This is a genomic window from bacterium, assembly GCA_021372615.1.
Taxonomy (GTDB): domain Bacteria; phylum Armatimonadota; class Zipacnadia; order Zipacnadales; family UBA11051; genus JAJFUB01.
Genome location: JAJFUB010000013.1, coordinates 46,500 through 71,812, shown reverse-complemented (window position 1 = coordinate 71,812; position 25,313 = coordinate 46,500). Strand labels below are relative to the sequence as shown.

Annotated in this window: 12 protein-coding genes; 3 read left to right on the top strand and 9 right to left on the bottom strand. The window is 67.4% G+C overall.

Annotated features, from left to right (window positions below; translation table 11 throughout):
- Positions 1-6: 6 nt before the first annotated feature.
- The 8 genes from LLH23_01310 to LLH23_01275 form a co-directional block, all read right to left on the bottom strand.
- Positions 7-513 carry a hypothetical protein gene (locus tag LLH23_01310; GenBank protein MCE5237115.1) on the bottom strand — a complete coding sequence of 169 codons (507 nt, stop codon included), beginning with the start codon at positions 511-513 and terminating at the stop codon, positions 7-9.
- A 41-nt stretch (positions 514-554) separates the two neighbouring features.
- Positions 555-1,622, bottom strand: a complete 1,068-nt coding sequence (locus LLH23_01305; protein MCE5237114.1) for a hypothetical protein — start codon at positions 1,620-1,622, stop codon at positions 555-557.
- Between the two features lie 219 nt (positions 1,623-1,841).
- Positions 1,842-3,515 carry a DUF4127 family protein gene (locus tag LLH23_01300; protein MCE5237113.1) on the bottom strand — a complete coding sequence of 558 codons (1,674 nt, stop codon included), beginning with the start codon at positions 3,513-3,515 and terminating at the stop codon, positions 1,842-1,844.
- 5 nt (positions 3,516-3,520) lie between these two features.
- Positions 3,521-4,255 carry a hypothetical protein gene (locus tag LLH23_01295; GenBank protein MCE5237112.1) on the bottom strand — a complete coding sequence of 245 codons (735 nt, stop codon included), beginning with the start codon at positions 4,253-4,255 and terminating at the stop codon, positions 3,521-3,523.
- Positions 4,255-5,553 (bottom strand): hypothetical protein, encoded by a 1,299-nt coding sequence (locus tag LLH23_01290; protein ID MCE5237111.1) that lies wholly within the window; start codon positions 5,551-5,553, stop codon positions 4,255-4,257. Before LLH23_01290 ends, LLH23_01295 begins: the two co-directional genes overlap by 1 nt.
- Positions 5,554-5,628: 75 nt before the next feature.
- A complete protein-coding gene (locus LLH23_01285; GenBank protein MCE5237110.1) occupies positions 5,629-6,891 on the bottom strand; it encodes a 2,3-bisphosphoglycerate-independent phosphoglycerate mutase in 1,263 nt (420 codons plus the stop codon).
- Positions 6,892-7,136: 245 nt separating this feature from the next.
- Positions 7,137-8,684: a 2-isopropylmalate synthase gene (locus LLH23_01280; GenBank protein ID MCE5237109.1), complete on the bottom strand. Its 1,548-nt coding sequence runs from the start codon at positions 8,682-8,684 to the stop codon at positions 7,137-7,139.
- A 505-nt stretch (positions 8,685-9,189) separates the two neighbouring features.
- Positions 9,190-10,437, bottom strand: a complete 1,248-nt coding sequence (locus LLH23_01275) for an MFS transporter (GenBank protein ID MCE5237108.1) — start codon at positions 10,435-10,437, stop codon at positions 9,190-9,192.
- Between the two features lie 321 nt (positions 10,438-10,758).
- Here LLH23_01275 and LLH23_01270 point away from each other — a divergent pair, with 321 nt between their 5' ends.
- Complete coding sequence (locus tag LLH23_01270; protein MCE5237107.1) at positions 10,759-14,718, top strand: hypothetical protein; 3,960 nt, start codon at positions 10,759-10,761, stop codon at positions 14,716-14,718.
- Positions 14,719-14,780: 62 nt separating this feature from the next.
- On the opposite strand, the gene LLH23_01265 is transcribed toward LLH23_01270, so the two are convergent.
- Positions 14,781-18,902: a hypothetical protein gene (locus LLH23_01265; protein ID MCE5237106.1), complete on the bottom strand. Its 4,122-nt coding sequence runs from the start codon at positions 18,900-18,902 to the stop codon at positions 14,781-14,783.
- A gap of 78 nt (positions 18,903-18,980) precedes the next feature.
- Here LLH23_01265 and LLH23_01260 point away from each other — a divergent pair, with 78 nt between their 5' ends.
- Together LLH23_01260 and LLH23_01255 are read left to right on the top strand one after the other, a co-directional pair.
- Positions 18,981-23,333 carry a beta-galactosidase gene (locus LLH23_01260; GenBank protein ID MCE5237105.1) on the top strand — a complete coding sequence of 1,451 codons (4,353 nt, stop codon included), beginning with the start codon at positions 18,981-18,983 and terminating at the stop codon, positions 23,331-23,333.
- Positions 23,276-25,309, top strand: a complete 2,034-nt coding sequence (locus LLH23_01255) for a hypothetical protein (protein ID MCE5237104.1) — start codon at positions 23,276-23,278, stop codon at positions 25,307-25,309. Before LLH23_01260 ends, LLH23_01255 begins: the two co-directional genes overlap by 58 nt.
- Positions 25,310-25,313: the final 4 nt, after the last annotated feature.

Here is a 25,313-nt window from a genome sequence, read left to right as displayed (position 1 = left end):
CCGAGCCTACGCGCGAGCGTCCTTGAGTTCCTGCAGCAGGCGCACGTGGGTGTACTCCTGCTGGATCAGCACTGTGAGGCGCTCCCGCTCGTTCTCGGGGATCACCTCGCGCATCTGCTGCATAAACAGAATGGTGTCCTTCTCGAAGGCGAGGGCGAAATCGAGCGCAGTGGTGTCGTCGGTCATCTCGGCGACGACGCGCAGGCCGGTAGCTTCGTCGGGCAGCACACGCGCGCGCAGCAGCGCCGCCATGTACTCGCCGAACTCATCGGCGTACGTCTCGGGCAGCGGCGGCGCCGCGGCGACTGGTCCCGGCGGGTACGCCTCGTCGCGCAGGCGGCGGAAGGTTGCCTCGTGTTCGGCCTCGGCGTTGGCAAGACGCTCCATGATGTGCCGCACCGCGGCGTCGCGGGCGGCCTGGGCCGCCGCCGCATAGAAGACGCGACCGTTGGTCTCGGTCTGCACCGCCAGGTCAAAGACTTCACGCCCGGAGAAATGGGCCGGGTTCGTCATGCGGATACTCCTGCTGCTTCGTGCAATGCGGCGCTGCGCGGTTACAGGCCGCCGGCGTTGTCTGCACCCTTGGCAGCGGGCCATGCGGCCCACGGCTGCAGGGCGCGCCAGTCACAGCACGGTTTCTGTCGGGCGGCTGAGTTCATGTAGGGAGACCACCCGTGACGGTGGTCCTCCAGCTTGTCCTGCCAGTCACGGTACCGGGGGCACGCAGCCAGACACTTCGTCTCCTTGGGCGGCCGGGACAGCGCGAGTCGGGCGTTGACCTCGTCGTAGACCAGGGGCGTCGCTCCGCTGGTCACGACACTGTCATGGCGCCAGGGGTCGAAAGCGTGCCCCAGCACGGCATGGTCGGCGAAGTGGCGCTCTGCGTCGGAGCGGGGGCTGCCGGCCGGGCCGATATCGCTCGGCCCGATGCTCGGCGCTTTCTGGCTCTCGCCGACGGGCCGCCACGCGATGGCCGTCTCGATCATCTGCGCGATGATCTCGAGCGTGCGGTCCATCCCCCGCGCGATGCTGGCACGGAGTTCGCTCTTCCCGGCGCCATCGTGCCGCAGATCGCTGAGGTGATCCTGCGCGACTTCCAGCGCCGCCTGCCGATCCCACAGCCCGAGCAGGTCAGCCATGCTCCATAGCACGCACAGGGCGGCGTGGTACTCCAGGTGGACGAGGGCGTTGTCCACCTGCGCGACCTGGCGCACGGCCAGATTGATGACGGTGGGGTTGTAGCGATCGCGCTCGGCGCGGATCGCGGCGGATAGGGCAGGGAGCAGCTCGCGTGCTTCGCGGCGCTGACGCACCGCCGCGTCCTTCTCCAGATAGCTCTGCCGCTGCAGCCAGTAGGCAGCCCGCACACGCTCGTCCACCGGCTTGAAGGCTAACCAGATGGAGTTGCCCGGCAGCTCCTGGGCCAGCACCGCCAGGGGCTGAGGCTGTGGGCGCGCGGCTGTGTCCTGCCACGGTGACTGGTTCGACTGCAGCACGCTGCGGGCACTGGCGATGTCCCGTAGCAGCGACTGGGCGACGGCGGAGGCCTCGACAGTCTGAGCTGCGGCCAGCCCTACAGACAGACTGAGGATGACGGCCAGTATACAGGCACGCGCGAACATCTTCGCACCTCCTTGCGGTCGAGACCTCGCCCAAGTCTGCGCCACACGCGATGGTAGTCTACCCGCAGAAGCGGTCGGAGGCAAGTCCGCGTGTGTGGCAGGGGTGTCTCCGGCGGCCCGACGTGAGGGCCGGGCTCGGCAGCGACGGAGCCGCCCGCAGGCCGCCTCATCCTCGCCCCGATACCCGTCACCCGTTAGGAACACGCGCGGGCGTCGCGTCTACTGCTCGGCAACCATCTGCACCCCGAACTCGAGATCTATGTCCACCTCGAACAGCCGTCGCCACGGTAGGCGGACGCGGGTCTCCTCCAGGTCGGCGAGCACGAGGCCGCTGCGCGTGTCACCCGAGCCGATGGAGACCGATTGCCGGCCCAGGAAGTGCTCGATCCACAGATCGGCCGCACCGTGCGTCAGTTCCTCGCGCACAATCGCCTCGGCCTGTGGGTAGCTGTTGGCCAGGTCGAATACTGACGCGGCGAGCAGGTTCATGACGGTCTTGGTCACGCGCGGCCGCACCTGCGACATGTACAGCCAGTCGTCCACCAGGTGTGTGAACAGCAACTCGACGTGTGCGCGCTCGCTGGCGATCAGTGAGTTGAGCAACCGCAAGTAGCGCATCGGCGAGAGGCTGACCACGACGTTGGCGAGATCGAAAGCGCCCTTGTCCTGCAAGGCGATCAGGCGCAGCGTGCCCTGCGCCAGGGCCGAGCCCACGGAGTTGCCGGCAGTGTTCCAGCCGCCGAAGCTCAGTAGCTTCAGCGGCTCTACCCCCGCAGCCAGCAGCGCGGTGACGAAATCGTCCTCGGCGCCGTTGGCGAAGGCGACGTCGCAGATGGCCAGGCCGGGATGGTTGAGGCCAGCAATTCGCTGGGCGAACTGCCGGCACTTGCCCTGCCGCGCGGGCCGCTGGGTCTCCGCGGCGTAGTAGTCGCGGGGCCGCCGCAGCGGCGCGTTGACGGCCAGTACGAGGTCGGCCTTCTCCGGCGTGCTCGCCGGCTCGCCGCCGATGACCTTGATGTTCGCAGCCAAGGTCTCGGCAAAGGGACGATCCTCGAAGGTCGCGATGTTCTTCATATGTGTGCCATTGGAGGGCAACACATACACACGCGGGACCTTCTGCATGTGTGAGTGCACGAAGCGGGCAAAAAGGGTGGCGCCGGTCTCGTCGGCGCCGGGATAGATGAGGGTCTTGTCCTGCACGTGCCGCTCCGCCATTCGCTGCTGCAGTGCGGCATGTTCGCTACGGTGTAGCCCGTGTGGCGCGGCATCCTCCTGCGTCAGAGCCAGGAAGCCCAGCGCCCCCTCGGCCACGAGATCTATCGCTCTGAGGTTCACCAGGTGGTTGCGCTCGCGGCAGGCGAGGTACTGTCCCAGCAACTCCTGGGGGATCCGGCGGCGCACCTGCTCCAGTTCGCGCTGGTGGCTCTCCCGCCCGAACTCATCCACCAGCCCGACCAGCTCAGAGTAGCGCCGCAGCAGTTGCCAGTACAAGGCCGAGGTGTCTGTTGCGGCGGTGATGGACAGGCGCATGATGACGTTGCTCGCGAGCACCTGCATGTCCGGAGCGCGCTGCCGCAACGTCGAGACGACATCGAGCCGCTCGAGGGCCAACTGCGTCCGCACCAGCGGGGTGCGCGAGGCGACCAGGCCGCCGTAGGCAAGCATGTCCAGTGACAGGATCGCGGCGTCCGCCCCGCCTTGTGCTTCGGCCAGTAGCCACTCGGCGATCTCCTCAGGCTGACCGGGTGTCGTGAAGCGCCCGAGCAGTTCCAGCGGGGGCATGCTCAGCTCGTAGTCCACCATCTCGGCGAGCATACGCACCTGCTTGACCGAATACGGGCGGTCATCCAGGGGGACAACGATCACCTTGTGCGGACGGTGTCGGAGTGTCAACGCTCTCACCTCGTGCGGACCGCGCCGCAGTCTGAACCTTCAGCCAGGGCCCCCCGGTACCGGCGCGTTGCCGCCTCCAGGGTCTGCGCTCCTGCGCCGGTGACGATCGCGCCGATCAGCAGCCCGCGGATGCCCGTCGCCGTGAGCGCCGGAATGTCCTCGGGCATGATGCGCCGTTGCGTTGGCACGACCACCGGCCGTCCCCCACAGGCGCGGGCCACATCAGTATAATCGCACAGGTCGCTGACTGACAAGGGCTTGCCGTAGCCGGAGTGCTCGATGATCGAGGCCTCCACCATCTGCACCCCCGGCAGCGTCGCCAGAGCCTCGATCCGCCCCGGCCGCCGCACATCTTCCGCCCCCAGGGCCGCCATGACCGGCAGGTTCTCCTGGCGCAGCATCCATACCGGCATCGCTCCGAGGTAGACGTCCAGGAAGTCCAACCCCAGTTCCTCCAGGCGGCGCACATCGTCGGACGAGGCCATCGTGTCGAAGTCTCCGGGCACGATCCCCACCGGCAGCCCCAGTGCCACGATCTCCGCCAGCGCCGTCGCCTCTTCGTCCAGAGAGCCGAACTTCACACCCGCCGCCGCATGCGTGATGTTGATGTGCACCTTGAGGCCCTCGGCCCCGCCGTCGCGGGCGGCCCGGGCCAGTTCGGGGTCGTTTGCCGGCAGGCTCACGAGCAGGGCCGGAGGTCCGGCGCGTTGCAGCAACTCCAGTGTGCGGCAGTCGCCCATCAGTGCTTGTCCTCCTGCGGCGGGGGGAAGGTTGTCAGCGGGAACACGATCCGCAGGTGCGTGACGCCATCGAGGGCGTGGTCGGCCAACTCCCGCGTCTGTTGCTCCATCGCCCGCCCGCCGCGCGGTCGCCCCGGTATCAGCCACAGCCCGTGCCGCCCGCGGTCGGCCCGTTCGGCGTTGCTCTCCACAACGCGGTCCGAGAAGGCGATGCGCGGCATCAGCTCCCACGGCCCGTCGCCGTAGCGCACTTGCACCATTGCCCGCGCCCACACGCGCTGTACCCAGTCGGCGTAGCGACCCAGGATGTCGTCCGGCCGGTAGCTGGGCAGGATCGTCTCGGAGAAGAACGGCGGTTGCCCGGCGAAGTCTTCAAGGGCAGGCGTTGGTGCTCCCTGGCCACTGTCCGCCGGCCCGATGACCATCCACTGATGCCCGCTCGCGACGTAGGCCATCTCCGGGCTACGGGCGTGCTGCCGAGGGATGATCTGGAACCCGCCGATCATGCCATGGGGGGCGGTCGAGACGTCAATGACGCCGGGGTGGTTAGCGCGGATACGGCCGGGCCAGGAGTACAGCCCGCCCTCGAAGCGCCCGATGCCGGTGACCGGCCGGTCCACCATCCCCGCCGCTACCGGTCCGGCGCCGTAGTCGAGCGTGATCGTCCCCCCCGCCCGGTTCTCGAACACGGCATACAGCGGCAGGCGCGCGGGCTCATTGCGGACGATCAGGAGAACATCGCCGTCGTGAGGCTGGTAGTCCGGGGGAAGGGTCTGCGGGGCCGGGGCCTGTACCGCGCCTGACGTATCTGGGGGGGGTACACGTCCCCTTCTGACAGCGACATACACCGGCGAGTTCACGTACGGCCCCAGGCCGCCGCCGAAGATGCCGCTGCCGCCGGGGAGGTCAGTCACAATGGCCGACGAGCGCTGCCGGGTCGCCGCCCCGATCATCTCGCCGCCCGGCGTGATCGAGAGCGTCATGGGCCGCCCGGTCTGCGGGTTGGCGGCGACCTTGATGTGGATCGCGTTGACCGCCGTCGCGGCCACGTGGCTGTCCCGCGCCCAGCCGGCGGCAGTGTAGCTGGCCGGATTGACGCGGTCGGCCGGCACGGTCACACTGCCCAGCCGCTCCCAGGTCACGCCCCGGTCCGCACTGACCTCGACCGCCCCACCGACCGCGTTGGTGATCCGCAGGCGCAACGACTCGATCGGCGCAGCCGAACACAGGAGAGGATGCGCAAGCAGCAACAGAGCGCACAGCAGAGCGCTCTGACGGGCGTCAGGTCGCCTCGCCATCGCCGCCTCCCACTCCTTCCGCCTCACGGGCCCAGCCTCGTCGGGTGTGTGCCTCAGTCCTGCCTGCATCCTCACTCAGGCCCCGAACTTCTCCTGCGTGCCGGTGAAGTTCGTAAGCAGCGTCATGATGTCTTCGCCCGTGAAGTGCCCCAGTCCGCCGCGCATGCACGGGCGCTCGCCGAACGACCGCACCTCGTCGGGGCGCACGCCGCAGCCATAGAACACGGCTGGGATGGCGTCTCCGGTATGGTCGCCGAACGTGACGGGCGTGCAGTGGTCGCCGGTCACCATGATGACAGTCTGCGTGAAGTCCAGGCGCTCCAGCAGATAGCCGATGGCGTTCTCGACCTTCGCGATGCCCGCCATCTTCTGCCCGACATCACCGTCGTGGCCGCCCAGGTCCGGAGCCTTGATGTTCGCCAGCACGAAGTCGTGATCGTCCAGCGCCGCGACGACGGCGGCAGCGATGGCCATCTCGTCGGTGTCCTTGCCACCGGTCGCGCCGGGCACGTCCACTACGTCCATTGCCAGGTACTGCCCGAGACCGCGGACCAGATCCACTTCCACGATCATCGCGCCACTGAGACCGTACCGTTCGGCAAAGGGCTGCAGCTCCACGGCGGTGCCTACGCCCCGGGGCAAGGCGGCGTTGGCCGGCGGCAGACCCTCGGCCGCGCGCGCGGCGTTGATTGGGTGGGCTGCCAGTGCCTCATGCGCCAGCCGCACCCACTCGTTGACGATCCGCGCCGTCTTCTGCGCGGCCGGATCGTTGGCTGCTTCGGGCAGCGGCGCGCAGTCGGGGTACTCAACGCCCTCGTGGTGGGGGTCCACTTCGCTCACGCGATGGTCCAGGCCGGCGCCGCGCAGTACCAGGGCCGCGCGGTGCTCGACCGACTCCTTGAAGATGCACTGCACGCCGTCAATGAGGCCGGCCTTCTCGTTGACGGCCGCCGCGAGCTGGTCGGTGCCGTCCTTGATGCGACCGGCACGCCGGTCCACCAGCTTGCGCCCGTCCACGGTCGCGAAGTTGCAGCGGAACGCCACGTCGCCGGGAAGCACGTCCAGGCCGACGCCCTTGGCCTCAAAGGGCCCACGTCCCTTGTAGTACTTGAACGGGTCGTAACCCAGGATCGCCATGTGAGCGGTGTCTGAGCCAACCCGGCGGCCCGGCGAGACGGGGTCGAGCATCCCGCACAGCCCCTCAGCGGCGAGGTGATCCAGGTGCGGAGTGTCGAGCGCTTCCAGGGGCGTGCGGCCGCCCAGGGCAGGCACCTGCCGGTCGCCCAGGCCATCGCCCAGGAAGATGATGATCTTGGGCTTGGAGGCGGCGTCTGACATAGGGGGGCTCCTTCGGTGACATCGGGTGCTCAGGACCTGCGCTAAGCGAAGGCGATTGTACCGGTTTGCCGGCACGCGGTCAATGCGAGGGGCGGGAACGGCTGCACCCGACAAAGACGGACCGAGGCCCGGGCCCAACGGGAGGCGTCTCACCTCCTCCCACGTGCCCGGAAGCCTCGGTCAGGGCTCCTCGTCGATCCCGCGCCGCCCAACTGCGCCGGACGGGAGTTGCGCACTGCGCCATGCTACACGCCGTCGCGCACCTGGCGACGGGCCTCGGACTGCTCGCGGACGAGTAGGCGGTTGATGGCGTTGAGGTACGCGGCGGCGCTGGCCTGTACCACGTCCGTGTCTGCCGCGCGCCCCACGGCTTCCTCGCCCTCCTCGGTGCGCACGTGCACGGTCGCCTCGCCGACGGCGTCGCCGCCGCGCGTGATGCTCCGCACCACGTAGTCCTGGAGGGTCAGCGAGACGCCGGTGATGCGGTCTATGGCCTTGTAGGCGGCCTCCACGGGGCCATTGCCCAGCGCCACATCCTGCGCCACATGCTCGCCCTTGCTGAGGGTGACCACTGCCGTAGGCGTGGTGTGGCCGCCCGACGTGGTCTGCAGGCTGGTCAATACCCACACCTGTGGCACCTGCGCGTTGACCTCGCGCATGATCATCTCCAGGTCCTCATCGTAGACCTGCTTCTTGCGGTCGGCGATCTCGATGAAGCGCTTGTAGATCGTCTCCATGTCCTCGTCGGAGATCTGGTAGCCCAGGTCCTCCAGGCGGTGTCGGACGCCGTGCTTGCCCGACCGGGGGCCCAGGGTCAGGACGCTGTCGCTCCAGCCCACGTCCTTGGGCTCCATGATCTCGTAGGTCTGCCGGTCCATCAGCACGCCGTGCTGGTGGATGCCGGCTTCGTGGCGGAAGGCGTTCGCGCCGACGATTGCCTTGTTCGGCTGCACCACGAAGCTGCTGTAGTTGGACACCAGCCGCGAGGTCTTCACGATGTGCTGGGTGCGGATGTCGGTGTGGGCGTCAATCACGTCGGAACGTGTCTTGATCGCCATCACGACTTCTTCGAGCGAACAGTTGCCTGCGCGCTCGCCAATGCCATTGATGGTGCACTCGACCTGCCCCGCGCCAACCCGCACGGCAGCCAGTGAGTTCGCCACCGCCAGCCCCAGATCGTTGTGCTCGTGGACGCTGATGACCGCGTCACTGATGTTGGGCACGTTCTCGAACAGGTAGCGGATCGTGTCCTCCGTCACCCACGGGACGCTGTAGCCGACGGTGTCCGGGATGTTGACGGTCGTGGCGCCTGCCTCGATGACCGCGGTCACGACGTCCTTCAGGTACACCAGGTCGGTGCGCATCGCGTCCTCGGCCGAGAACTCCACGTCATCACAGCGCTCCCTGGCGAACCGGACGCTGCGGACGGCCATGTCCAGCACTTCCGCCGCGGTCTTCTTCAGCTTCTTCTCCAGGTGCAGCGGCGAGGTGCCCACGAACATGTGGACGCGGTGCTTCGGCGCGGCCTTGATGGCGTTGTAGGCCGCCTCAATGTCCTCTTCCTTGGTGCGGCACAGTCCGCAGATGGTCGGGCCCTGGACCTCGTTGGCAATGGTCTCAACGGCCTTGAAGTCCATCGGCGAGGAGTACGGGAAGCCCGCCTCGATGACGTCTACGTTCAGCAGGGCGAGTTGGTGGGCAATTGCCACCTTCTCGTTCAGGTTCATGCTGGCGCCCGGCGACTGCTCGCCATCGCGCAGCGTCGTGTCGAATATGGTGATCTTGCGTGACATGGTTGGCTCCTTGTGTGTAATGGCGCCATGCCTGGCGCCCGGGGGCGCGACCAATCGCGCCGCTAGGCGGTCACGTCACCTGCAAGACCACGGCCCGCGAGGACACGAACCATGACCATCACCTCCCAATACACCCAAACAAAAACGCCCTGCGCCTCAGTGAAGAGACGCAAGGCGCGAGTGCGCGCTGCGCGGTACCACTCTTCTTGGCGGCCCGGAGGGCCGCCCACTCTGGCAGGCACGGCCGCTATGTCGGCGATGCCCTCTCCCCGATAACGGCGGGAGCCACCGTCTCACCTACTAGGGCCTGCGGCCCGTTCAGATCGCGACTCCAGGGCGAGCTTCAGCGGTGCTGCGATAACCGTCTTCCAGCCTGGGGCTCAAGGCCCGCGGGACGGTCTCTCTACGCATGACTCATGCGCCTATCGCGCTCTCCGCCTACTATTCCCTTTCGTGGTCTTTGGACACTGGTTTGTAGGCAGTATAGAAACGGGCGGGCACAGTGTCAAGATGCTGGCGCCGCCGGTTCATCCGCCCGCGTCTCACCCGCGCTGCTCGCAGCGGCCGCCTTGCTCGGCACGCGGACGAACGTTGCGCACAGGGCGTAGACCAGCGACAGCACCGCTCCGCCCACAAACACCCACATGTGCCCGTATCTGACCCACACCAGCCCGCCGAGCGTCGGCAGCGACATCGAGACCGCGTGATCTAGACTGATGCCCAGGCTAAGGCTCGCGGTCACGTCCTCGGGCCTCTCGGCGATCTTGGCCAGGTACGTCGTCCGGGCGTTGCCGAACCCGAACATCACCTGATCCAGGACGAAGCAGGCGAAGGCCAGGTACAGGCCCCATGGCCCCACCAGGTGAGCCACACCGTAACCCGCGCACACCAGTACAAGCAGTAGGCCTTCAAGCACCAGCGTCCGGCGCTCGCCCCACTTGTCTATCAGCGTGCCAATGGCCGGATTGGTGAACATTGTCAGCACAGCATTGACGATGCCCAGCTTGGCGAAGGTCGGCACCTTCTGCCCGAACACCTTGATGAGCACCCACGGGCCGAATGTGATGAAGAGCTGCTTGCGGGCTCCAAACAGCAGGCTCAGCACGTAGTACAGCCCGTAGCGCCGGTTGTGGACGAGGCGGGGCCGGGCGGTCTGTCGGCCGATGCCGCGCATGCTCAGGAACGTGAAGCCAGAGGCGAGGGCCACAACGCCGCCGGCACCGAAGATCAGCCAGTACGGCGGGCCCGTGCGGTTGGCGCTGACAGCCCAGACAAACACCGAGCCCAGGATGCTCGCTGCCGCCCCGACGGCGGACACCTGCCCCAGCCGCCGCCCATGCCGTGACGGAGGCGCCAGGCTCATGCCGATGGACGACTGCACCGGCATGACCAGGTGGCTACCCGCCGCCCACAGGAGCGTATAGAAGATCATCCACTCCCAGGCATGACGCGCGGTCGGGTTGAGGTCCACCCCGCCCAGGCCGATCATCCCGGCGAAGGTGACCAGCATCGAGACCGCGGCCACCCGGGTCTCGGGCAGGAAGGCCAGGGCGCCGGTCATCAGCGCCACCAGGAAACCGGGGAGTTCTCTCGGGAACTCCAGCACGCCGCGCGCATCAGCCCCGATGTGGAAGACATCATCGAGGAAGTTGTTGTACGAGGCGTTGAAGCAGGTCGAGGCGACGCCGGCGAAGGCAACACCGAGGAAGTAGAGCAGCAGTTGGGGGCTGGCCTGACGTAGGCGCGCAATCATGGTGGTCCTGAAGGCAGTATTCCGTTCCGGCGAGAGTTGCAGCACGGTCTCGCCCTAGCCGGCGCCGCAGGTCAGCCCTCGCGGGACAAGGCGTAAGGCCCTGCCGCGGCGAATAGAGTTGCGGTCCAGGGGACGAACCGGAGCGCAGGTCGTATTGTAGCGCCCGGACCCGGTTCCTGACCAGAGGCATACAACCGTCAGGCGACCAGAACCCTGGCCCAGCGCACCGATGTGCAGACTAGCTGCGGGGTCGGCGACGTGCCGGGCATGGACGCACGCTGTCCCTCTCCCGGTGGCGCCCTCCTCAGACGGGGTCCTGCCATGCGTATCGCTCTGCTTGCCGTGCTGCTATGCGCCACCGCGTGGGCCCAACCGCCCGACCTGCTGCTCCATGCCCCCTTCGACGGCACGGCCGATCCCGCCTTCGCCCGCGGTAGCGGCCTTCAGCAGGGGGGGCTGCTGACATTCGCCCCTGGCCTCAGGGGCGGGGCGGTGAGCCTGACCAGTGACTGCCTCCTCGCCGTCCCCGGGAACTTCGATCCGCGCGCCGGGACGCTGGCCTGCTGGCTGCGCCCGCACTGGAGCGGCACCGACCCCACAGGCCACTACGTCTTCTGCCTCTACGGCCGACGCGACCAACCCGAGTCATGGGCCCACAACCGCTTCAATGTGCACTGCGCCGGCGGGCAGTGCTACTTCTCGGTCTACCTGCAGACGCCTGGCGGGTCTGTCGGCATCGGCGGCTCCATCCGTGCGTGGCAGGCCGACGAGTGGCACCATGTAGCAGTGACGTGGAGTAACATCAGTTCGGGGCAGGCGAACGCGGAGCTGCACCTGTACCTGGACGGCATTCCGGCTGGTGCACTGACCGGAAAGCGGATTGATGTCGGGCCGACGGACGAGGTGATGGCCCTCGGCCGCGATCAGGACGGCTCGCCCGACTATGGTGAGGCCGACCTGGATGACGTGTTCATCTACAGCCGGGCGCTGACAGCCGAGGAGATTGCCGCAGGCGTGCAGCAGTCGCGCGCGCTTCCGTACGACGTGGCTTCCCAGACACCCGCCGCCCGCAGCGTTCCCGACTGGTGGAACGCCGCGTGGCCATACCGGGTGGAAGCCTTCCTGATGCCGACCGAGGCTGAGCGCCGCGATGTCTTCGTGGAGTGCCACCTCAAACCGGACCTGTCGGGTCTGGGGCAGGCCGGCGCCGTAGACATGACCTCCGTGCGCGTCGTCGGTGACAACGTCTCCGCCGACCCCGCCGACCCCGCCCACCCCGTCTTGCCGGCGCGCGTCGAGGACGATCTCGTGCAGTGGCGGGCGCCCGGTGTCATCCCGGCCGGCAGCGCCCGGCGGTTCTGGCTATACTTCCGCACTGCGACCTATGCCTTCCCCCAGCCGCTGGCGTCACAGCGCCTCGTCGCGCCAGCCACCGACACACCGGCGCCGCCGCCTGTTCCTGACTATGCCACCCTCACGTACGGCAAACCCTGGGACTTCGAGGACGGCAGTGTCTGCGGCATTGACCAGTGGGGCAACAAGCCCGAATTCCTGCGCAACCGCAAGGTGGAGAAAGGCATCCTCAGCTTCGACGTCGCGCAAGACCCCTGGTTCATCTGGGGCGACATGTGGGGTCAGGTGGACGCCACCCACCAGAAGGTCGCCATTGACCTCGACCAGTTCCCCGTCCTGGAGATGAAGGTCCGGCAGAGCGTGCCCTCGGCCAAGTGGGAGCTATACGGCCGGGTAGGCAACAGCAGTAGTCTGCTGTCATACAACTTCGTCGTCAGCGGCTCAGGCTGGCAGCGCGTGCGGATTGACCTGCGCCATGATGCTCGCTGGCGCGGCGTGCTGTCGGCCTTCCGCATTGACCCCACCCAGGGCGTGCAGGACGCCCACATCGAGATTGACTGGGTGCGTCTGCTGGCGGTGACGGTGACGGAACAGAACGCCGTCGAGACGATCGGCCACCCGTCCGGTGCGCCCGAGCAGATCACGATGAGGCTGCCGGCCTGGCCCTACCTAAGGGTCGTGGCTGGCTCCAGCCAGGACGTGACAGTCACCGTCAAGGATCGCGCCGGCAGGCCCGTGAGTGGCCAGCCGATTGAGGTCGGGCTAACAGATGTGCGCGGCGGCATGATTGACGCTGCCGCCTCTCATCCTTCGCTGGCGATCACGCCCCAGTCTCGCCGCGGCCTCACCGACGCCGCCGGGAAGCTGACCGTGCGCTACACGGCCAACCGGCACGCCACCGACATCGCCGACACGCTGTACGCCTGGCGTGAGTTCTACGAGGGCGACGCCTTCGGCATGTCGCACGGCGGCGTGCCGCCGGCCGAGCTCGTCGTCAGCACGAAGGCTGGCCCGCCGCACCACTACCGCGTCGCGCCCACGCAGGTCGTCGCGCTGAAGCCTGACAAGCTCCCGCTCAGGGTCTCGGCCCAGCTCGTGGACGAGTTCGACAACCCCGTGCCCGGTAAGCGGAAGCTCACCTGGAGTACCGACCAGTCCGCCAGACTGGCGGACCTCACCACCTCCCTCGACACCACCGGCAAGGCCTTCGCCTCCTGGCGGGGCGACGAGCGCCTGCGCTGGGTGTACCGCGTCCGCGTCACCGACGACCAGGGCCTCACGGGCGAGTCGGCGGCCATCTGCCTGCTACCCGGCAAGGCGCGCACCGATCCCATCGTGGTCGGCGCTCACGGCTACTTCCTCGAGGGGAAGGGCGGCCCTGTCTGGCTGCCTCTCGGCGGCTTCTACGCCAACTGGGTGGGGCTGCCCGAGGGCGGCGAAGAGGGACGCAAGCTGGTCTCCTTCGTGGACGCGACCGAGGAGGAACTCAGCCACTGGCTGGACTTCCTGGCTTCCCAGGGCGTCACGGGGTTGCGCTTTATGCTGCGCGCGCACACGAAGCAGGGCATGGAACCGATGGACATCATCGGTCGGGTCAACATGCCGTTGTTCGCCAAGGTCCTCCGCTACATGGACCTCGCCCGCCAGCATGATATCCGCTTCATGCTAACGATCCACGAGGACTACACCAAACCAGCGTACTACAACCAGCGCGCCCTGGAGACGTTCTGCCTGCCGCAGTACGAGGGCGAGGACCTGGATGCTCTCCCACCCTATCAGCGCCGTTTCATCCGCGACCGCAAGCTCATCGGCGTCATCGGCGAGAAGTACACCGACCCGGACGTGATGGCCTGCCAGGACCAGTACACCCGCCAGCTCGTCGGCCTGCTCAAAGACAACCCGCAGCTCTTCGCGTGGGAGTTCGAGAACGAGATGGTGGACTGCCCGCAGTCGTGGGCCCAGCACATGGCGAGGGTAATCCGTGTGGCCGACTCGGTTACTCCCATATGCGCCAGCCATGGCGGCGGTGGCCTCAACACTGCGGACCCGCTGTGGTGGACCAAGAACGCCGGGGTGGACTTCTATACCTACCACCTGTACCCGCACCGTGGCTCCACCTCTGCCGAGACCGACTTCGGGGCGGCGGCTGATGTGCTAACGACCTACGGGCGGATGGCTGGCCTGTGCATGTTCGGTGAGACCGCGGGGGACGAGTTCGGGTACTACCCCAAGGAGCGCGATGCCGATCGTCGTTACATCATGCGTGACCTCATCTGGTACAGCCTCGTGAATGGCAACCCCGGTTGCTTCTTCTGGAACGCCCGTGGGTTCGAGGTGGAACAGTTCCGTCTAGCCGGCAAGGCCATGGCCACGCTGGACCTGAGCCACTGGCAGCGCCAGCCGGCCAGTGCGGGAATCGTCGTGGACCATCCCTGGACCGACGATAAGTACTACCGCACACCCCAGGGCCAGGCAGACTACTGGATGATGGGGAGGCTGGCGCAGCACTACCGCAGCCGAGGCGAGAGCTTCGACTTCACCATGGAACCGACAGGCTACCCCGCAACCGCAACGCTCAAGGAGTTCAAGCCGGTGCCGGGCGCGGGACCATGCACGTCGGGCCCCGGCTGGCAGGTCGCGACGATGCAAGACCAGACCGGGCAGGGCCTCGCCTACATCCGCAACTTCGCCGGCATCCGTGAGTGGGCTGTGCCCAACAGGTGCGACATGTTCCTGCGTGACCGCAAGCCTGCTCCCCTGGTCCTGACGTTCGCCCTCCCCGAAGTCAAGGTGACCGCAACAGCCACGGACCTGGATACAGGCGAGGAGAAGCGCGTCGAGCTTGCCGGCAACGGCAGGCTCGACCTCGGCACAACCGAGAATGACTGGGCGGTGGTGTGGAAGGCAGAGACCGGAGATGGAAGATAGAAGAGGGAAGAGACAGGATTCTGCCCTGCCGTCCTCACTTTTCGCTCTTCGCTCTTCTCTCTTCAGTCCTGCCCTTCCCCCACCTCCACCCGCCCGATCCACAGGTTGGTGTCCTCGGGTGGCTCGTAGATGTCGTTGGTGAACGTCAGCTTCAGCTCGTGCTTGCCCTCGGCCAGCTTGATCGGCAGTCGGTAGGTGCGCCAGCCGTCGCTCTTCAGTTCGACCTTGCCGACCTCCTGACCGTCCATCTCCACCGCGACGATCGGGAACTGGCCCGCCGCCGGCGTCCCACGGGCCGTCACCCTCATCACGTATAGCCCGCTGCGTGCGCACTCGATGTCACCCCGTACGTAGCCGGCGGCCCCCATGTACAGACCGCCACCCTCATGCCGGAACCATGGCAGATCCGGCTGTGGCGTGAAGCTGTTCAGGTCCAGAACCGTCCCCGCCCCCACCGGCTCGAAGGGTGCTCCCAGCCCCGTCAGTAGACCGGCGACGTACCGCGTGGCCTTCTCAGTGTTGCTCTGCGTCCTATCCCAGTTGATGCAGTCGAGCACGACCCTCCCTGGCCCTGCCTTGACCACCGCCAGCGCCGGCGGCGACGTCAGGAACGTGACTTCACGAGCCCGGTCGTCCGGAGCAACCAGCAACGCCTTCACGAGCAGATTGCGGTCCTGCTTGTTGGCCTCATCGTACATGTCGTTGGTGAAGCGGATCGTCACCTCGCGCTTCCCGGCCTTCAGGTCGGCGGGAAGGGCATAGGTGTCGAACTCTCCCTTCTGGCAGGCGAACTCGCCGACGGTCTGGCCGTCCACGAGCACACTGCCAGCCGGCCACTCGCCCGCCGCGATGCTGCCGCCTGCCACAACACCGAGGACGTAAGCGCCGTCCGTCGGGATATCCACATGCGCTGTCGCCGTGCTGCCGCCGCTGGGTAGAACGGCACCTTCGGGGCGGTCCGCGGCATAGGCCCCGGCCACGGTCATCGCTGTGTGGCTGTACTCCGTAGCTGTCTTGCCCACTGACCCGCGCGACACCACTGCACTTGTCATGTCGGTCGCGCGCGGCCGTGTCGCCCATGAGTGCACAGCCGTGGACCGGCCCAGCCAGTAGAGGTCCTCGTTGGCGAAGAAGTCCGAAAGAGGCCCGGCCCCCGGCAGTCTCGTTGCAGCGCCATGGTAGGTCGCGAGCTTCACTTCCGTGGGCAGCAGGCTCCTCAACTCGTGCAGTTCTCCCGGCTCCAGACCGTGCAGCAGGATCGTCCCGCCGCGCTGCAGCAGCGCCTGCAGTTGTGGCAGGCAGGGCTCGAGCCCCGTGATCGGGTGGCAAGCGACCAGCAGCGCGATCACGGGCCAGTCGGACTGGGATGGCGCCGCGGTGATGTCCGTCGCCTGCAGACCCAGCCCCTGGAGAGCCTCGCGCGTCTGCTGGTCCTGGCAGTATAGCGCAGTTGCTACCGTACTCGGGTTGACATCGGCGAGGTAGTCCAGCGCGTTCTGCAGGATGATCCCTGCAACCGGCTCCACGCCCAGCCGTTCGCCGATCCGCAACTGCGACATCACCAGCGTGCCTCGCCCGAGCGTCAACTCCAGCAGCGGTGCGTGGGATAGGCCGGTGCGGCTGCCGGAGACGACGATGGCCCGCGCGCCGCCCTGCGTCGGGCGGACGATCTCAGCCATGCTCACGAGGTTGTCAGGCCGCCACCACTTGAGGTCATCCGGCCGCACCCCTCTCAGCAGCGGGTGGTTGGGCACCTGGGGGAAGGTCATGGTCGAGGCATGCTCCGACAGGGCCGCCGGCGTCACGCCAGGGGGGTAGTCCATCTGCTCCAACGCGAGCACCCGACCGCCGCCGCGCACATAGTCCAGCAGGCGCCCCGATCCTTCCCGCTTCTCGCCGATCCGGGGCGGCTTCGGCTCGGCCTGCTGCAGCGCCCCGGGCGCCACGATCAGCAGCTTCACGCCCGGCGGCACACGGCCGAGATTGGCCACGCTCTCTGTGGTCAGGCCGGCCCGCTGTAGCTTCGGAGCCAGCTTCCCGGGCGGGTCATAGAGCCCTACCGGTACGGTGGCCTGCAGCTTCAGCGGCGGGAAGACGGACCATGGCTTCGTGTCCTCGAAGACGACCTTGCCTTCGCGCTCGATGCGCAGACGCAGGGCGACCTGCCGGCGCTCCGTCACTTGTGGCAGTGGGACGGTGAAGGTGATCTCCTTCCGCTCGCCGGGCTTCATGTCGAGGACCGTCCCGGCGGGGTTCCTGTCGGCTTCGCCGACACCCCGCCCTGCGGCGTCCACGAGCGCCCACTGGACCGTCAGCTTCGACGACTGCAGAATGTCGTTGTACACGTCGGCCGTGCGCGTGACCTTCTCCTCGCTGTAGAAGCTGTGGTCGTACTCGCGCACGTAGGCCGCCAAGTGCTGCATGGCGTACTGCTGGGCGACGTACATGGCGTTGCTGTCGTCCAGCGCCCCACCCTCCACCATCGTCCAGGGCGAGATGCCGCCGACCTCATAGTGCCGATAGGCCTGGATTGCCATGCGCCACGAGTCGGCCTTGGCCTGCACATGATAGCGATGGTAGTCGAGGTAGGCTTCATCCCCGTGGAAGACCGTATCCCACGACGGGTCGGACGACGGGATCCAGAGGAACTCGCCGATGTAGACGGGCTTCGTGCGGTCCCACACCCAGTTCTTCGCGGCTTCATCGGTCGGGGCAAAGAACTTGTTGAGCAGTGGCTGGTCCATCCAGTAGGCAGTGTTGGGCCACTGCGTGTAGTCCGGGTACTCATGTGGGTAGTGCAGACCGACGGCGTCCGCCACGCCGCCCGGGTCGCCATCGGACTCGTAGTAGATCGGCCGCGTCGGGTCCCACTGCTTCATCAGTTGGCCCATGCGCGCCAGCTCCTGCGCCGCCGGCGTCCCTTGCTTCAGTCGCCCACCGTAGAACTCATTCTCGAGGCTGTACATGATGACCGAGGGCTTGTTCTTGTCGCGGTCCGCCATCGCCCTGAGCGCCGTGGCGTAGTTCTCCCAGAACTTCGGGTCGTTGATGCGGTACGTCTCCCGGTCGTTCCAGACCGGGCCTTCGGGGATCATCAGCAGGCCGACCTCATCGGCCACCTCGTACCAGACCTCCGGCCACGGCTGGGTGTGGGTGCGGAAGACCACGCAGTTCGCACGCTTGATGGCCTGCAGTCGCTGCCGCACATAGTCAGCCGTCACGCCGATCTCGGGCCACCACGAGGTCGCGAGCAGGTTGATGCGTGAGCCGTTGAGATAGAAGCGCGGACCCTCGACCCAGAACTCGCGGAAGCCGAAGCGGGTGTGCAACTCATCCACGCGTTTCCCGTCCTGGTAGAGGGCTGTCATGAGGCCATAGCGGAACGGGTCCTCGGGCGACCACAGATGCGGGTCAGCCCAAGCGGCCTCGACTGTGGCCTTGGCTTCACCTCCTGCGGGAACCCCGATCTGCCTCGGCGGGCCAAGCCCGGTGTAGCCCTCGGCGGCAGCAGTCAGCGACACCGTCGTCGCCGCCGCCGTCTCATTGGCCAGTACGTACTCCACCGTCAGCTTCTTCTGCCGCACCGAAGGCTTGATGAACAGGTCTCTGACGTAGATGGCGGGGTGAGACTGCAGCGTGATGCGATCCCAGGGCCCGTAGTCGGAGACGCGACCGCCGACGGGAGAGAGTATCTTGTCGCGGGGCAGGTCGCGCGGATCGGCCGGGCGCTGCTTGAGCACCGAGAAGTCCGTCTCATGGTCAACGAACACCCCGGTCCAGTCATGGCAGCCCAGCTCGAGACGGTTGGCTTCACCGACCCGAGCGACGTCCGTGATGTCCACTGTGAAGGGCTCGTAGCCGCCATAGTGCCCACCGACCTGCCGGCCGTTCACGCGCACGACGCTGTTCCACTTCACGCCCCCGAAGTGGATCGTGATGCGGCTGCCCTGCATCGCAGCGGGGATGGTGAAGTCGCGGCGGAACCAGGCGCGCTCGTAGTCCACGCCGCCAATCACGCCGGGGACCGTCTTCTTCGCCCACCCTTCGGCCGGCGGGCCATCGGCAAGGTTCTTGACCTTGACGAACTCCCACTCCCCACCCAGGTCCAGCGACTGGCGCGGCTGCGCGCAGATGCTGGCGGAGAGCGTGACGAGAGACGCGAGGACGAGTGCCGTGGTACGCATGGGTTCCTCCTCGGAGGCCTCCGGCGAGCGGCGGCGAATAGCCGGCTAGCACCAGCTCAGCGACCCGGAGGGACGAAGATGCGACACTTTGCTATCCCTATTCTGCTGTTGATGGCTGCCGGCCTGCTGCTCGCGCAGGACAAACCCGAGTCGCTGGTGCTCAACGGCGACTTCGAGGGCGCCCCCCTGTGGTCCCTGTCGGCCGGGGCGCGGCGGGTGCCCCGAGCCGGGGGCGGCATGTGCCTGGAGGTCCCCGGCGGCCGCAGCGCCAGCCAGGAGATCCCCACCGACGGCCTCAGCGGTACGTTCTCAGTCGCGTGCGACGTCCGCGCCGAGAACGTCGTGCCTACCGGCGGCCCCGGGTATGCCTATGTGGCGGTCTACCAGCTAGACGCTGCGGGTAACCTGGCGGCCTACCACGACTTCGGACAGGTCACCGGCACGCAGGACTGGCGGCGCTTCGCGTGGACGTTCGCGCTGGCGCCACAGGCGGCGACGATCAGCCTGCGCTGCGGCGTCTACAACGCCTCTGGCACCGCCTGGTTCGACAACTGGACGCTGGTGCCGGGGAACCGGGCGATGGCCATCGAGGAGGTCGCGCAGTCGTCCCTGGGCGGCAGGCCGGCTGAGCCCACCGCGGCCATCCTGCGGGAGCCGGGCCTGCCTGCCACGGGCGCTGCCTCCAGCCCCGAGCGCCTCGGAAAGCTGCTGGGGCAGGCGGGGCTGCGCGTCGAGTATCTGTCGGCGGCTGAGATGGCTGACCGGCGACGGCTGCAGCCCCGGCACTACGCTCTCGTCGCCCTACCGTGCGGTGCCTCCTTCCCGGCAGTCGCCCGCCGGGCACTGATTGACTACCTGCACCTGGGCGGCAGCTTCATCTCCACTGGCGGCTACGCCTTCAACCGTCTGCTGCTGCAGCAAGATGGGCGTTGGGTGGAGGAGAAGGACGTCCTGGCCGCGCAGGTCGAGGAGGCCTTGAAGCACACCGTCTTGCCCGACGGCGGCTTCGAGCGCGCGACCGATGCCGCCCCCATCGGCGGCACCGCACTCGATGCCACCTGGCGGCGCGACGGCACGAGTTGCACAATCGTCAGTGAACAGCCGCAGGAGGGTCATGCCTGCGCCCGGGTGGTCGTGCCGGCCGACAGGCGCCACGAGCAACGCTGGTACCTCGACATGCCTCCGCCCAAGGGGGGAGCCTGCCGCGTGAGCGGCTGGATGCGCAGCGACAGCGTCACCGGCACCGGCATGGCCTACCTCGCGGTGTACGAATATGCCGGCGACAAGCTAGTGCAGTGGCGCGACTTCGGCGTGGCCCGCGGGACCACTCCCTGGAAACAGTACACCCACGACTTCAACCCCGCCCCCGGCACCACTCGCCTGCACCTCAAGATGGGCCTGTACCAGGCCTCCGGCACCGCCTGGTTCGACAACCTGCGCCTTTCGGTGCTGGGGGACGCCAAGCCCACACCGATGAGCACGGCCACCGGCCGTCCCGGTGACGGCCTTGGCGTGGCCCCCTCGCAGATCGGCGCCTTCGACGCGTCGTTCCCGCTGCGCCGAGTGGCAAGGCTGCAGCCCGGCGCGGAGCAGTACCTCTTCCCCACCGGTGGCTCGCTGACAGCCCCGCTGTCGGGCTGGGCCGCGGCCGGCGTTCAGGGCTATGACAACGCACGCTGGGTGGAGCTGCTCGAGGGGCGGGACCGCTTCGGCCGCCCGCGCGGAGCTGCGGGCGCCTTGATGCTGCACTACAACGGTTACTTCTCCGGCTCCATGTGGGCGTTCTTTGGGGTAGAGAACCGTGACCTGTTCGATGGCACGTCGCCGTGGCTGGACACTGGGTTGGTCAACACTGCGCGCTTCATCGCGCGCGGTCTGTTCCTGCGCAACCTCAAGACCGACCTTGCGCTCTACAGGCAAGGCGAGCCGGTCAAGTACCAGGTGGCGGTGCAGAACCAGGGCACGTCGCCGCAGACGTGCGATGTCAATGTCCTGATCTACAGGGATGGTGGCAGGACGCCCGACGGTGCCGCGGCCTGGCGCGTGACAGTGCCCGCCGGAGGCAGCGAGGTCGTCGAGGGGACCTGGTCGCCCAAGGAGTTCGCGAGCGACCTCTACCAGGTGCGGGTGAGGCTGCTGCAAGACCGACAGCCGCTCGACGCGATGGCGAGCGGCTTCATGGTCCAGTCGCCGCAGGCCATTGCGAAGGGGCCGGAGCTGCGCTTCCACGACAACTACCTACACCTGGGTGGCCAGCCGCTCTTCGTGTTCGGCAGCGACACGTACTCCAACAGCTACCGGAGCGCCTGTGAGAACCCGTGGACATGGCACCTGGACCACGTGGCGGCCCGGGACTTCGGCTTCAACCTCTACGAGAACCTGCAGTTCGTCAACCCCGGCTGGACGTACAGCGAAGCGGACTGGCGGCAGTTCGAGGCCATGGCGCAGTCGTGCCAGCGCGAGGGCCTGGTGTTCATGCCGTGCCAGCTCTGCGGCCACGACGTCGCTATTGGCGACAAAGCCTTGGAGCAACAGGCGAACGAGTGCCAGGCCTATGCCGAGCACATGAGACCGTACCCCGGGCTCCTCTACTACCTCAACGGCGACTTCCAGCTCACCCGTAAGGACACCGAGAACCTGACGGCGCTGTGGAATGGATGGCTTGGCGACAAGTACGGCTCCGCCGGGACCCTGAAGGCCTCCTGGGGCGACGAAATGTATGGCGAGTGGGGCAAGCTCGCCTATCCCCCACCCCCGGCCGCCGGGTGGGCCAGTACGCGGGCGGCCGATGTCGCGCGCTTCGAGGTCGGGCTGACCCGCCGCTGGGTGCAGCGCCACGTCCAGGCGATCAGAGCGCGAGACACGGACCACCCCATCACCTCGGAGTACTACCAGCAGCCCTACGGCGGCCTGGACCTGATCCTCTCCATTGGCGATCAGGATCTGTCGAACATCGGGTACTTCCGCCTGCCGAACGAGGACATCGAGTACCTACCCCTGCACCTGCGCCTCAATGACCTGCGCGTGCGTGGCAAGTCCGTCTCGCTGGGTGAGTATGGCGTGAAGACCCACCCGGCCTGGAGCGTCGAGAACGGTGCCGGAGGCTACCACATCGTGCGCACCGAGGAGCAGCAGAAGGAGCTGTTCATGGCCGTCGCCTGCTACGGGCTGGCCATGGGCGCGAGCAAGGTGCAGAACTGGTGCCTCCGCGACGCCTCGGAGAACTGCTTTCCCTGGGGTGTCTTCTACCCCAACGGCCGTGTGCCCAAGGACGTGGCCTACTGGCACCGCAACCTGAGCCTCGTCTGGCGCTTCCTGCGTCCGAAGTATGTCCCCGCCGAGGTGACCGTGCTACAGCCGGACAGCCTGCGTCTGGGGAACCAGAGCCAACTCGCGGTGACCGCCGTCTTCAGCAGCTTCCGCACGCTGCTCGGCCTCAGCGCCAACTTCAACGTGCTCAATGAGCAGAACGCGGATGCACTCACGCCGGCGACGAAGCTGCTCATCTGGCCCGCGCCGTACTGCCCGGACGACCAGACATACCAGCGCGTGCTGCAGTGGGTGCGCCAGGGGGGCAAGCTCCTGGTGACGGGCGATCTCTCGTACAACTGGGACCGCAAGCGCACGCGAGCGGCGCGGCTGACGGAGCTGTGCGGCGTGGAACACGTGAGGGAGTTGGCGGCGCCCCCTCAGCGAGGGCCGGAAGCACAGCGGGCGACGCCCAACGGGCAGGACGTGGACCTACGCCCCTGCCTCGAGGCGAGACCGACTACGGCACGGGTGCTGGGCGTCGGTGTCTACCGCAACAAGGTCGGCGCGGGTGAGGTGACGTACTGCGCGGATCCGCTGGAGCTGGACGCTACTTCTGAAGGCAAGACGACGCTGGCGGCGCTGTACGCCTCCGTCCTGCCAGCTCCGAACACTTCGCCTGGGGAACTCCTGCCCGCCCAGTGTGAGTGCCACACGATTAGCCAGCCACTGCAGGGCGGCGGAACGTTCATGCTCAAGTACCCGCTGGCGCCGCTGCCGGGGGACAGCATTCGCTACCCGGCCTTCAGGGCTACCGATGTGGCAGGGCAGGCTGTCGCCGTGTCCATGCCGCCATCTCAGGCGTCTGACGCGCATGTGATGATCCTGTCACTGGACCGCAGGCCGGTCCCGCAGGCCCGAGCGCTGCTGGTGGCGCCACTGTCGGCGGGCAAGCTCCCACGACTGGCAGACAGCACGCTGCGGGAACCCGTGCTGGTGCTGGGAGACCTCGAGAACGGCAAGTGGCACACGCTGGAGACGCGCCCCGGAGCACAGGCCGTCGTCCTGGACGAGGACACGATGACCTGCCTCATCCTGGTCTGCGAGAAGGCGGAAGTGAGTAAGTGGACGGCTCTCGTCGAGCAGGCGGCGACACGGCCGTGGGAGGTGAAGGGGTACTGACACAGGGCCCGAAGCTCGCAGCAGAGCGGCTGACCACGCCTGAGGCGCCCGACAGCCAGGCGCGCGCGGCAGATCGCGCCACCAGGGCCACGCCTCGCGCGCTGGTGATTGGGCTGGCGCTGGCGGCGCTGAACGCCTACTGGGTGGTGCTCGCCGAGGCGCGGTGGGGTATCATGGATGGCTCGTGTCTGCCTCTGTTCATTACCCCGATCTTCCTGCTCTTCGTGGTGGCCTTGCTGAACCTGCTGGTGCGCCGTTGCGGCCGGGGGCTGGCGCTCACGCCCGTCGAGTTGCTCACGATCTACTGCTGCATGGTCGTGGCTGAGACGCTGGCGGCACACGACCTCGTGCAGAACCTCTTCGGCGCCATCGGCCACGCCTACTGGTCAGCCACACCCGAGAACAAGTGGGCTTTGCTCTTCCACGAGTACCTTCCGCGCGGTCTCGTCGTCTCCGACCCGACGGCTCTGCGCCTGTTCTACGAGGGGGAGGCCAGCTTCCTGGACCCGCGTGCCATCGGGCCGTTCCTGGGCCCGCTGCTGGGCTGGGGCCTGATGCTCTGCGCGATGATGGGCGCCATGCTGGCCTTCAACGTGCTCATCCGCCGCCAGTGGATCAACCACGAGCGCCTGACCTACCCGCTGGTCGTCCTCCCGGTGGAGATGGCGCGCGAGACAACGACGACGGGGGGGACGCTCTTCGCCGACCGTCTGCTCTGGGGCGGCTTCGCGGCGGCTGCACTCATTGACGTCCTTAACGGCCTGCATGTGCTCAATGAGGCCGTGCCGGCCGTGCCGCTCATCAAGCTCGTCTGGCCGCCCTTCCGCGAGGTGCCCTGGACGTGGTTGTACCGCTTCAACTACGGGCTGTACCCGTTTGCGGTGGCCCTGGCCTTCTTCCTACCGTCCGATCTGTCGTTCTCCTGCTGGTTCTTCTTCCTGGTCAGCCAACTGCAGTTCATCGTGGCCGGCACCATCGGCCTGCGCGCCGCGCCGCCTGAGGGCTTCCCCTACGTGGCCGACCAGGCCTCAGGAGCGTGGCTGGCGCTGGCCCTGGGGGCGCTGGCCACGAGCCGCCCGCACCTGGCGCGTGTCTGGCAAGCTGCCTGGAGCCAGGACGACGCGGAAGCGCGGCAGTACCGCGCCGGGATCATCGGCGGCAGCGTCTGCCTGGTCGCGCTTGGTGCCTTCTTCATGTTCGCAGGAATGAACCTTGGCGTGATGCTCGCCTTCATGGCAGTCTTCTTCCTGCTCTCCATCGCCATCACGCGGGTCCGTGCGGAGCTGGGCACCCCGCACGAGATCTACTACATCAACCCCCAGCGCATCCTCGTATCCGCCTTCGGCGCGCGGGCTCTGGGGGCGCATCAACTCACCGCCCTCTCCGTTGTCTACTGGTTCAACCGCGGCTACCGCAGCCACCCGATGCCCTTCCAGCTCGAGAGCATGAAGATGGCGGATCTGTCCGGGCTGGACCTCCGCGCCCTGGTGCGGACTCTCATCATCGCCGCCGTCCTGGGGCTCCTCATGGCCTACTGGGCCAACGCCCAGATCACCTTCCGCGAGGGGGCGCAGGCCAAGTGCATGGCCTTCAAGTCGTGGGTGGGCAACGAAAGCTACACGCGGCTGGCGGGCTGGCTCAACGCGATGCCGGGGCCGAAGGGCGCGTCGGTCGTAGCGATGGGCGTTGGCGGCTTCCTCTTTTGGGGCCTGCGCTGGGTGCACTTCAACACCCCGCTGCCGCTGCACCCGGCCGGCTACGCGCTGGCCAACAGCTTCGCGATGAACTACTTCTGGAACTCGTTCCTGGTAGGCTGGTTGGTGAAGGTCGTGGTGCTGCGCTATGGCGGCCGACATGGCCACCAGCACGCCTTCCGCTTCTTCCTGGGGCTGCTGCTGGGGGACTACGTGTTGGGCTCGCTGTGGGGGGCCATCGGGCCGCTGGCGCACATCAGGACATACAAGAACTTCATCTGAGACA

Excerpts from the sequence above, each read along its gene's own strand:
- LLH23_01310 (MCE5237115.1), bottom strand. The coding sequence starts at position 513 with ATGACGAACCCGGCCCATTTCTCCGGGCGTGAAGTCTTTGACCTGGCG.
- LLH23_01305 (MCE5237114.1), bottom strand. The coding sequence starts at position 1,622 with ATGTTCGCGCGTGCCTGTATACTGGCCGTCATCCTCAGTCTGTCTGTA.
- LLH23_01295 (MCE5237112.1), bottom strand. The coding sequence starts at position 4,255 with ATGGGCGACTGCCGCACACTGGAGTTGCTGCAACGCGCCGGACCTCCG.
- LLH23_01290 (MCE5237111.1), bottom strand. The coding sequence starts at position 5,553 with ATGGCGAGGCGACCTGACGCCCGTCAGAGCGCTCTGCTGTGCGCTCTG.
- LLH23_01285 (MCE5237110.1), bottom strand. The coding sequence starts at position 6,891 with ATGTCAGACGCCGCCTCCAAGCCCAAGATCATCATCTTCCTGGGCGAT.
- LLH23_01280 (MCE5237109.1), bottom strand. The coding sequence starts at position 8,684 with ATGTCACGCAAGATCACCATATTCGACACGACGCTGCGCGATGGCGAG.
- LLH23_01275 (MCE5237108.1), bottom strand. The coding sequence starts at position 10,437 with ATGATTGCGCGCCTACGTCAGGCCAGCCCCCAACTGCTGCTCTACTTC.
- LLH23_01270 (MCE5237107.1), top strand. The coding sequence starts at position 10,759 with ATGCGTATCGCTCTGCTTGCCGTGCTGCTATGCGCCACCGCGTGGGCC.
- LLH23_01265 (MCE5237106.1), bottom strand. The coding sequence starts at position 18,902 with ATGCGTACCACGGCACTCGTCCTCGCGTCTCTCGTCACGCTCTCCGCC.
- LLH23_01260 (MCE5237105.1), top strand. The coding sequence starts at position 18,981 with ATGCGACACTTTGCTATCCCTATTCTGCTGTTGATGGCTGCCGGCCTG.